This is a genomic window from Streptomyces sp. NPDC059524, assembly GCF_042749255.1.
GTDB classification, from domain to species: Bacteria; Actinomycetota; Actinomycetes; order Streptomycetales; family Streptomycetaceae; genus Streptomyces; species Streptomyces xanthii.
Genome location: NZ_JBHYTK010000022.1, coordinates 53,121 through 62,376, shown reverse-complemented (window position 1 = coordinate 62,376; position 9,256 = coordinate 53,121). Strand labels below are relative to the sequence as shown.

Genomic DNA, 9,256 nt, shown 5'->3' with positions numbered 1-9,256 from the left:
CTCCCAGCCAGCCGCCCCCGCCCCGCCCCGGGGCGTCACCCGCCGCCGGGGCCCCGGCACGCCGCTCAGGACTCACGGCCATCAGCGGCCGGTGCCTCCGTAGACCACGGCCTCGTCGGACTCGGAGTCCAGGCCGAAGGCGGTGTGCACGGCCTGGACGGCCTCGGTGACGTCCTCGGCGCGGGTGACGACCGAGATGCGGATCTCGGAGGTCGAGATCAGCTCGATGTTGACGCCCGCGTCGCTGAGCGCCTCGAAGAACCCGGCCGTGACACCCGGGTTCGTCTTCATGCCGGCGCCCACGAGGGAGATCTTGGCGATCTGGTCGTCGTAGCGCAGCGAGGCGAAGCCGACGGCGTCCTTCTGCTTCTCCAGGGCGTCGATGGCCTTGCGGCCCTCGGTCTTGGGGAGCGTGAAGGAGATGTCCGTCAGACCCGTCGACGCGGCCGACACGTTCTGCACGACCATGTCGATGTTGATCTCGGAGTCCGCGATGGCGCGGAAGATCTTCGCGGCCTCGCCCGGCTTGTCGGGGACGCCGACGACGGTGACCTTCGCCTCGGAGGTGTCGTGCGCGACACCGGAGATGATCGCCTGCTCCACGGGCTCTTCCCCTTGCTGCTTCTTGATCGGCTCGTTGCTGACCCAGGTGCCCTGCAGTCCGCTGAACGAGGACCGCACGTGGATCGGGATGTTGTACCGGCGCGCGTACTCCACACAGCGGTGGAGGAGCACCTTGGACCCGGAGCTGGCGAGCTCCAGCATGTCCTCGAAGGAGATCCAGTCGATCTTCCGCGCCTTCTTCACGACGCGCGGGTCGGCGGTGAACACACCGTCGACGTCCGTGTAGATCTCACAGACCTCCGCGTCGAGCGCGGCGGCGAGGGCGACGGCCGTCGTGTCCGAACCACCACGCCCGAGGGTCGTGATGTTCTTGCCCTCCTGGCTGACGCCCTGGAACCCCGCGACGATGGCGATGTTGCCCTCTTCGATGGAGGTCCGGATGCGCCCCGGCGTGACGTCGATGATCCGGGCTTTGTTGTGGACCGAGTCGGTGATGACGCCTGCCTGGCTGCCCGTGAACGACTGGGCCTCGTGGCCCAGGTTTTTGATCGCCATGGCCAGCAGGGCCATGGAGATCCGCTCTCCGGCGGTCAGCAGCATGTCGAATTCGCGCCCGGCAGGGATCGGGGATACCTGCTCGGCGAGATCGATCAACTCATCCGTCGTGTCACCCATGGCCGACACCACGACAACCACCTGGTTGCCGTTCTTCTTGGCGTCGACGATGCGCTTGGCGACCCGCTTGATGCCTTCGGCATCTGCAACGGAGGAGCCTCCGTACTTCTGCACGACAAGGCCCACGTGCGCTCCTCGCTCAGTCCGTCTGTCACCGCGTGTACGTACGCGTACCGCGGTCGGCTCAGTCTAACGAGCGGCCGAAATCCGCCCCAGCTTTACCACATCGTGAGATGTCCCGCTCACGTCGTGGGCGCTGGGTTTCCTGGTGCCGACCGGCCGCTCCGCACGAGCGCATGCCCAGCCGCATCCGCGGCAACCGGGAAAGTGGGCCAGGTCACTTGACCGGACGCAGTCCCAGCGGGCCCGCGATCTCCTGCGCCATGACCTTGCCGGCCTCTTCCTCCAGGGTGCCCTCGGCCCGGCTCAGGTCCTCGTCGGTGTCCAGGCCGTCCAGGTCGTCCAGCGGCTGGTTCAGCCGCACGTGCGCGACCAGCGACTGCAGCGCGCGCAGCGTCGCCGAGGCCGTGGAGCCCCAGTTCGAGAAGTACGAGAACTGCCACCACCACAGGGCCTCGGTGACCCGGCCCGCGCGGTAGTGCGCCATGCCGTGCCGCAGATCCGCGATGACGTCCGCGAGGTCGTCCGAGATCCGGGCGGCGACCGGCGCCTTGCGCGGCTCGTACGGGTCGAAGACCTCCGAGTACACGTCGACCGGGTCCAGCATCCGGGCGAGCCGCTCGCGCAGCTCGTCCACGTCGCCCTCCGGGCCCAGGTCGGGCTCGTAGCGCTCGTCCGGGACGATGTCCTCGTGCGCGCCGAGCCGGCCGCCCGCGAGCAGCAGCTGCGAGACCTCGAGCAGCAGGAACGGCACCGCCGAGTCCGGCTCGTCGCCCTTGGCGACCTCGGTCACCGCGACGAGGAACGACTCGATCTGGTCGGAGATCTGAACAGCGAAGCTGTCCGGATCCTGACTGGTGGCGTGGAGCGTGGCGTCAGACATCTAGCAGTCGTCTCCCCTCGAAGGCACGGCCGAGGGTCACCTCGTCCGCGTACTCCAGGTCGCCCCCGACGGGGAGGCCGCTGGCCAGGCGGGTGACCTTCAGGCCCATGGGCTTGATCATCCTGGCGAGGTACGTGGCGGTGGCCTCGCCCTCCAGGTTCGGGTCCGTGGCCAGGATCAGCTCCGTGACCGTCCCGTCGGCCAACCGCGCGAGAAGTTCCCGTATACGCAGGTCGTCGGGGCCCACACCCTCGATCGGGCTGATGGCGCCGCCGAGCACGTGGTACTTGCCCCGGAACTCACGGGTGCGCTCGATCGCCACGACGTCCTTGGGCTCCTCGACCACGCAGATGACGCTCAGATCGCGGCGCGGGTCGCGGCAGATGTTGCACAGCTCTTCCTGCGCCACGTTCCCGCACGTCGCGCAGAAGCGGACCTTGGCCTTGACCTCCATCAGCGCCTGCGCGAGGCGCCGCACATCGGTCGGCTCCGCCTGCAGGATGTGGAAGGCGATCCGCTGCGCGCTCTTGGGACCGACGCCGGGCAGCCTGCCCAGTTCGTCGATGAGGTCCTGGACCACGCCTTCGTACACGGAGTGCCTTCGCCTTCAGGTCGTGTGCGGTGTCCTGATACGCACCGCTGTCTTGATACGTACGGTAGTCGGAACCGGGTCTAGAAGGGGAGGCCCGGGATGCCGCTGCCGCCGCCGAGGCCCTGGGCCAGCGGGCCGAGCTTCTGCTGCTGGAGCGACTGCGCGTTCTCGTTCGCCGCCTGGACCGCCGCGACCACCAGGTCGGCCAGCGTCTCGGTGTCCTCCGGGTCGACCGCCTTCGGGTCGATGACCAGGCCCCGCAGCTCGCCCGAGCCCGTCACCGTCGCCTTGACGAGACCGCCGCCCGCCTGCCCCTCGACCTCCGTGCGCGCCAGCTCCTCCTGCGCCTTCGCGAGGTCCTGCTGCATCTTCTGGGCCTGCTGGAGCAGCTGCTGCATGTTGGGCTGGCCACCACCGGGGATCACGATGAGCTCCTTGGTCTGTACGGACGGTCTGTACGGAGTGTCTGTCCGAACGAGCCTACGTGGTCCGGGGGGCGCCCGCCCCGGCATGTCGCGCTGCACTCTTTCGAGTGAGTCGGCCGGGGTCCCTATACCTGATCAACGGCCACTTCTGAGCGGATACCCCTCGAAAACGGGAACAGGGCCACCCATTGGGCGGTAGGAAGATGCTGCACATTCAGCCCCATCCGTAACCAGCCCAGGGAGTGCCGGGTGAGTCAGCCGGAGATGCAGCCCGAGGGTCCGTCGCAGGCGGACCCCGCCGGGGGCGGGGCGCGCACCGGTGACCTCTCGGGGCGGGCGTTCCCGCTCGGCGACTGGGGCGAGCCCGCCGAGCGCCTCGACGAGCTGTACCGCTGGGTCGAGGAGGGCGCCCTGCGCACCGCCTCCTGGTACCTCACCGACCGGGTCCGCAAGCGGCGCGCCGCCCGGGCCCTGCGCGCGGGCGCCGCGCTCGGCGCGGTCTGCGGAGCGGTGCTGCCGCTGCTCGACCTGACGCGGGTGATCCGCGGCGGCGCCCCCTGGGGCTATCTGGCGCTGCTGCTCGCGGTCGCGTGCGTGGTCGGCGACCGGTACTTCGGGCTGACCTCCGGCTGGATAAGGGACGTCGCCACGGCGCAGGCCGTGCAGCGACGGCTCCAGGTGCTGCAGTTCGACTGGGCCTCGGAGAGCGTGCGCGAGGTGCTCGGACCCGCCGAGGGCACGGCCGGCGAGGCCGCCGAGCGCTGTCTGTCCGTCCTGCGCCGCTTCTCGGAGGACGTCACCGAGCTGGTCCGCGCCGAGACCGCGGACTGGATGGTCGAGTTCCGCTCGGGCCCGGCCCCGCTCGGCATGCAGTCCTCCGTGCCCGGCCCACCGCGGCCCGCCGAGGTCCCGCCACCGGGCCGCTTCCCGCTCCCTCCGGGCACCCGTCCGAACATGCCCCGCCAGCGACCGCCGGAGCCGCGCTGAGGGGTGGGGCTAGGCTGGCGATTCGTACAGTCGTTTCCGCATCAGTAACGACATCGCGAACATCATCAGCATCGACAGCGGCGACGCAGCCGCCGCCGGCCGACCCGAGGGATCCGATCCGTGCCAGTCTCCGACGGCCTCGCCGTCACCCGCAGCACCCTGCGCCAGCAGATCGCGGACGCGCTGCGCGACGAGATCCTCGGCGGGCGGCTCGCCCCGGGGCAGGAGTTCACGGTCAAGGAGATCGCCGAGGGGTACGGGGTGTCGGCGACCCCCGTCCGTGAGGCGCTGGTCGACCTGACCGCGCAGGGGCTGCTCGACTCGGCCCAGCACCGCGGCTTCCGGGTCCACGAGTACTCGCTGGGCGACTACCGCTCGATGATCGAGGCCCGCAGTCTCGTCGCCGACGGCATCTTCCGGGGCCTGTCCGAGAACCCGCCGGACGATCCGCGCACGCCCGCCGCCCTCGCCGGGGTCCGGCGCCGCGGCGAGGAGGCCGCCCGCGCCGCCGGGGCCGGCGACCTGAACGTGCTGATCGGCTACGACCTGCGCTTCTGGCGCGAGCTCTCCGCGCTCTTCGGCAACCCGTACCTGTCCGACTTCTTCCACCGGCTGCGCGTCCAGTCCTGGATGTGCGCGGTGCCGCACCTGCGCCGGGCCGGCGATCTGCGCGGCCGGCTCTGGTCGGGGCACTGCGAGCTCGTCGACGCGCTCGTCGCGCGGGACGCGCACGCGGCGCACGCGATCGTCGCCGCGTACAACGAGGACGCGCTCGTCCTGATCGAGTCCCTCGCCAAGGGCTGACCGTTCCCGGGCCGAATCCCGGACTGATTCCCTGCCCGCGATGGGTACCTGCAAGGCAGGGTGGCGCCGCCGTGTCGCCCATTACGCTGGCGTACGCCGGGAACCCCCGGTGCGAACGGAGCTTCGAAGGAGCCCCCTTGGCCTGTGACCTGTGGCTGGTCCCCCTGGTCGACGTGCTGTGCCACAGCCCCGACAACCCCTTCGCCGAGGAACTCGCGCTCTACGACAGGGCACTGCACGACGCGGGACTCCCGCCGGTGCCGGTCCACGCGTACATGCCGGGGCTCTCCGGTGACGTGGCCCCGGTCGCGGGGTTCGACTACGACGCGCTGCACTTCCTGCGCCGCGCCTATCTGCTCCAGCTGTGCGGGCTCGCGGTGACGCCGGTCGACGAACTGGGCGGGGACTACGAGCAGTTGCTGGAGATGTTCGAGTCGACGGCCCAGGGCTCGCACCTGGTCTGGCACTACGACCACGCGGGCGCGTACGTGCCCGTGGACTTCCCCGCGCCACTGTCCGACGACGAACTCCTCGCCGGGGGCGGGCCGCTGGGCTCCTCTCACGCGCTGCTGCGAGAGCTGGAGTTCGTGGCGCCGGCCATCGGGATCGACCCGGCGAACCCGCCGCTGCCGCCCGTGCCTCCGGCGGCGCCGACGTCCCTCGAGGAGCCGGCCGCGTCCGTCCCTCTCGACGACAGCCCGTTCGCCCGCGAACGCCACGTCTGGCTGGGCCTCCACCAGGCCGCAACCCGCAGCCTGGCCCAAAGCTCCATGATCATCTTCAGCTGACCGCCCCGATCCCGAAGACGGCCCCCTGGGGCGCACGAAGTGCGCCTTCAGGGGCCCGGGACTGTGTCCGCTCAGCGACTCCGGCCACGGAGCGCGATCAGCCGGCCCCCCGGGGGCGCACGAAGTGCCCCCCCCAGGGGCGCGGGGAACTGCGCGAGCAACCACGACGGTGGCGCACCCGGCGACGACGCCCGGATCCTATGGCGCGACCCGAACAGCGACTCCGGCCACGGAGCGCGATCAGCCGGCCCCCCGGGGGGCGCACGAAGTGCCCCCCAGGGGCGCGGGGAACTGCGCGAGCAACCACGACGGTGGCGCACCCGGCGACGACGCCCGGCCCCTACGGCGCGACCCGTTCAGGAACGCGCCGCCCCCGGCCGGGAGGCCGCCGCCTCCGCCGACACCCCCGCCTCACCCCCGGCAGCGCCCACCTCGGCGGCGCGATACGGAATCGCCAGCGTGATCAGCGCCCCGATCACCGCCACCCCGCACCCGATCAACATCCCCGTACGGAACGCGTCCTCGGACGGAAGCGTGAACCCGCCCCCCGACACGGTCATCTGCGACAGCACGACCCCGATCACGGCGGCGGAGGCCGACGTACCGATGGACCGCATCAGCGTGTTGAAACTGTTCGCCGCCGCCGTCTCGGACTGCGGCACACCACTCATGATCAGGGCCGGCATCGCACCGTAGGCGAGCCCCACCCCCGCCGTGATCACACACATCACCAGCGTCAGCTGCCACGCGCTGCTCATCAGGAACCCGGAGATCCCGTACCCGACGGCGATCACGACGCTGCCGAGCAGCAGCGTGACCTTCGGCCCGTGCTTGCCGGACAGCTTCCCGCCGAGCGGCGCGACCGCCATCATCATCAGCCCGCCCGGCATCATCCACAGGCCCATCGCCATCATCGACTGCCCGAGCCCGTACCCGGTCTCCTTCGGCAGCTGCAGCAGCTGCGGCACGATCAGCGACGAGGCGTACATCGCGAAGCCGACCACGACGGACGCGGCGTTCGTCAGCAGGACCCGCGGCCGGGCGGTGGTGCGCAGGTCCACCATGGGCTCCGGTACGCGCAGCTCCCACAGCCCCCAGCCGAGCAGCACGACGACGGCGACGGCGAACAGGCCGAGCGTCGTCCCGCTCCCCCAGCCCCAGTCCGCGCCCTTCGACACGGCGAGCAGCAGCGCGACCAGACCGGCGCCGAGCGCGACGGCCCCGACGTAGTCGAAGCCGCCCGTCACCGGCGCCCGCCGCTCCGTGTCGGGCACGGCGAACTTCAGCAGCGCGGCGATGGCCACGCTCAGGCCCGCCGACACCCAGAAGAGCACGCGCCAGCTGCCGTAGTCCGCGATCGCCGAGGCGAACGGCAGCCCGAGCGCGCCGCCGATACCGAGCGAGGCGCTCATCAGGGCGATGGACGTGCCGAGCTTCTCCGGCGGCACGAGATCGCGCAGCAGGCTGATGCCGAGCGGCACGAGACCGACGCCAAGGCCCTGGAGGCCCCGGCCGACGACCATCGTGGTCAGGTCGGAGGCCAGCGCGGCGACGACCGAACCGGCGATCAGCGGCACGGTCGAGACGAGCAGCATCCGCCGCTTGCCGTACAGGTCTCCGAGCCGCCCCATGATCGGCGTGGCGACGGCGCCCGCGAGCAGGGTGACGGTGACGACCCAGGTCGCGTTCGACCGGGAGGTGCCGAGGATGCGCGGCAGCTCGCCGAGCAGGGGCACGACCAGGGTCTGCATGACCGAGGCCACGATGCCGCCGAACGCGAGTACGGCGACGATGCGCCCGGGGTGGCCGGTGGGCGCGGCCCCGGGCTTGCTGGCTTCCATGGCGGTTGAGCTCCTTCGTCCTTGGGATGTGCACCGTACAATCCATGTGCACGATGCACAACACATGTACGGTGCATATCGCCGTGATATACCTGCCGGTAAGCGGAGGAAGGACGGGTCGAGGTGGCTGAGGTGGCTGACGCGAGCGAGGGCTCCGGTGGCGACAAGGACGCCACGATGCGGCAGCTCGAGTTCGAGACGATGCTGTTCAACCGGCACGCGTATCTCTTCGCGCACCGCGCCAGAGCGTCGATCTGGAACCTCGACCGCAGCGCCTACATCCTGCTCACCCGCATCCAGATGGTCGGCCCGATGTCGATCGGCCAGCTCAGCGAGGCGACCGGGCTCGACGCGTCGACGCTGAACCGGCAGACCGCCGCGATGACCCGGCAGGGCCTCGTCGAGCGCATCCCCGACCCCGACGGCGGGATCGCCCGCAAGTTCCGGATCACGGAGGAGGGCGAGCGCGCGCTGGACGGCGACCGCGCCCGCAACCTCGGCATCCTGGAGGACCTGATGGACGACTGGTCCCCCGCCGAGGCCGCGACCTTCACCGCGTCCCTGCACCGCCTCAACCGAGCGATAGAACGCCTCGACGGCCGCCCCTGGCCCCGCCCCTGACCGTCCACCTCCCCGTGGCGCCGCGGTCGGCAGCGCCGTCCAGCCCCGACGGTGACCCCGACGCGGCCCCACCCGCACCCGCGCCGAGCCCCCGCGGCGCGCTACGGCAACGCCAGCGCCCACGCCCCCGCGCGGACCGCCCAGGTCCGTCTCCGTACCGGACCCCCGATCACCGCGTCCGCCCGGTACCGGAAATCGGCCCCCGAGACGGTCACGCTCCGGGCCGCCACCCGGACCGCCCCGCCGGCGGCGCCGACCCGCACCTCGACCTGCGCGAAGCCCGCCCCCGCCCCGACGGACACCCCGTCGACCGGCTGGTCCAGGTCCACCAGCATCACCCCGTCGGCCTCGACCCGGAGCCGGGCCGCCGCCCCCGGCGCGGGCGCCGCGCTCCCCGCCGACCGCGTCCCGAACCCGCGCACCAGCGACCGGCACGTCCGCAGGAACGGCAGTCCGGAACCGCCGGAGCTCTCCCCGGAAGGCCCGACCGGCGGGATCCGGAGCTCGCCGAGCACCACCCCGTCGCTGTCGTCGACCAGCAGGTCGAGCCGCCGCTCCACCCCGTCGAGCGCCGCCCGCGCCGCCGCGACCGGGCTCGCCGGCACCCCGAGGGAGCGCGCGAGCCCCACGGAGGCCCCCACGGGCACCATCGCCAGCACGGCGTCGCCCAGCTCCCGGTCCCGGTGGAGCAGCGACACGGCCCGCAGCAGCGCCCGGTCGTCGCCCACGACCACGGGCCGCCTCCCGCCCCGCCGCGCCAGCGCCCGCGCGAACTCCGCGGGCCCCTCCGGCAGGCACACCTTCGCGGTCGCGGCCGCGCACAGAACGTCCTTCGCGATCCGTACGGACTCCCCGTCCGCACGCCGCGCCGACGGGTCCACGATCACCAGGAGCTGCCGCGACAGCGCCTCGCCCACGCGGTCCGACGGATGGTCCAAAGCCGCCACCTCGGCTCC

The 9,256-nt window shown here is 71.9% G+C and carries 10 protein-coding genes; 4 read left to right on the top strand and 6 right to left on the bottom strand.

The annotated features are described in order from the left end of the window. Positions 1 to 81: 81 nt before the first annotated feature. The 4 genes from ACFW9D_RS09520 to ACFW9D_RS09505 form a co-directional block, all read right to left on the bottom strand. A complete protein-coding gene (locus ACFW9D_RS09520; RefSeq protein WP_188338161.1) occupies positions 82 to 1,365 on the bottom strand; it encodes an aspartate kinase in 1,284 nt (427 codons plus the stop codon). 211 nt (positions 1,366 to 1,576) lie between these two features. Then, on the bottom strand, positions 1,577 to 2,242 hold the full coding sequence (locus tag ACFW9D_RS09515) for a DUF5063 domain-containing protein (protein ID WP_384619682.1): 666 nt from the start codon (positions 2,240 to 2,242) through the stop codon (positions 1,577 to 1,579). Then, on the bottom strand, positions 2,235 to 2,834 hold the full coding sequence (gene recR / locus ACFW9D_RS09510; protein ID WP_018529216.1) for a recombination mediator RecR: 600 nt from the start codon (positions 2,832 to 2,834) through the stop codon (positions 2,235 to 2,237). The genes ACFW9D_RS09515 and recR overlap by 8 nt, the downstream gene beginning before the upstream one ends. A gap of 80 nt (positions 2,835 to 2,914) precedes the next feature. Next, a complete protein-coding gene (locus ACFW9D_RS09505) occupies positions 2,915 to 3,259 on the bottom strand; it encodes a YbaB/EbfC family nucleoid-associated protein (RefSeq protein WP_188338159.1) in 345 nt (114 codons plus the stop codon). Between the two features lie 249 nt (positions 3,260 to 3,508). On the opposite strand from ACFW9D_RS09505, the gene ACFW9D_RS09500 reads away from it, so the two are divergent. The 3 genes from ACFW9D_RS09500 to ACFW9D_RS09490 all read left to right on the top strand — a co-directional run bounded on the left by ACFW9D_RS09500 (position 3,509) and on the right by ACFW9D_RS09490 (position 5,838). Continuing rightward, the gene (locus tag ACFW9D_RS09500; RefSeq protein WP_384619678.1) at positions 3,509 to 4,246 is read left to right on the top strand and encodes an SLATT domain-containing protein; all 738 of its coding nucleotides are present in this window, start codon (positions 3,509 to 3,511) and stop codon (positions 4,244 to 4,246) included. A gap of 120 nt (positions 4,247 to 4,366) precedes the next feature. Continuing rightward, on the top strand, positions 4,367 to 5,050 hold the full coding sequence (locus ACFW9D_RS09495; protein WP_188338158.1) for a GntR family transcriptional regulator: 684 nt from the start codon (positions 4,367 to 4,369) through the stop codon (positions 5,048 to 5,050). Positions 5,051 to 5,187: 137 nt separating this feature from the next. Next, positions 5,188 to 5,838 (top strand): hypothetical protein, encoded by a 651-nt coding sequence (locus tag ACFW9D_RS09490; protein WP_384619676.1) that lies wholly within the window; start codon positions 5,188 to 5,190, stop codon positions 5,836 to 5,838. 356 nt (positions 5,839 to 6,194) lie between these two features. Here the strand turns inward: ACFW9D_RS09490 and ACFW9D_RS09485 are convergent, their stop codons facing one another. Further along, entirely contained in the window at positions 6,195 to 7,679 is a 1,485-nt protein-coding gene (locus ACFW9D_RS09485; protein WP_384619674.1) for an MFS transporter, read from the bottom strand. A gap of 177 nt (positions 7,680 to 7,856) precedes the next feature. On the opposite strand from ACFW9D_RS09485, the gene ACFW9D_RS09480 reads away from it, so the two are divergent. Further along, a complete protein-coding gene (locus ACFW9D_RS09480; RefSeq protein WP_384619707.1) occupies positions 7,857 to 8,300 on the top strand; it encodes a MarR family winged helix-turn-helix transcriptional regulator in 444 nt (147 codons plus the stop codon). Between the two features lie 101 nt (positions 8,301 to 8,401). Here ACFW9D_RS09480 and ACFW9D_RS09475 read toward each other — a convergent pair whose 3' ends face one another. Then, positions 8,402 to 9,238 (bottom strand): diacylglycerol kinase family protein, encoded by an 837-nt coding sequence (locus ACFW9D_RS09475; RefSeq protein WP_384619671.1) that lies wholly within the window; start codon positions 9,236 to 9,238, stop codon positions 8,402 to 8,404. Between the last annotated feature and the right edge of the window lie 18 nt (positions 9,239 to 9,256).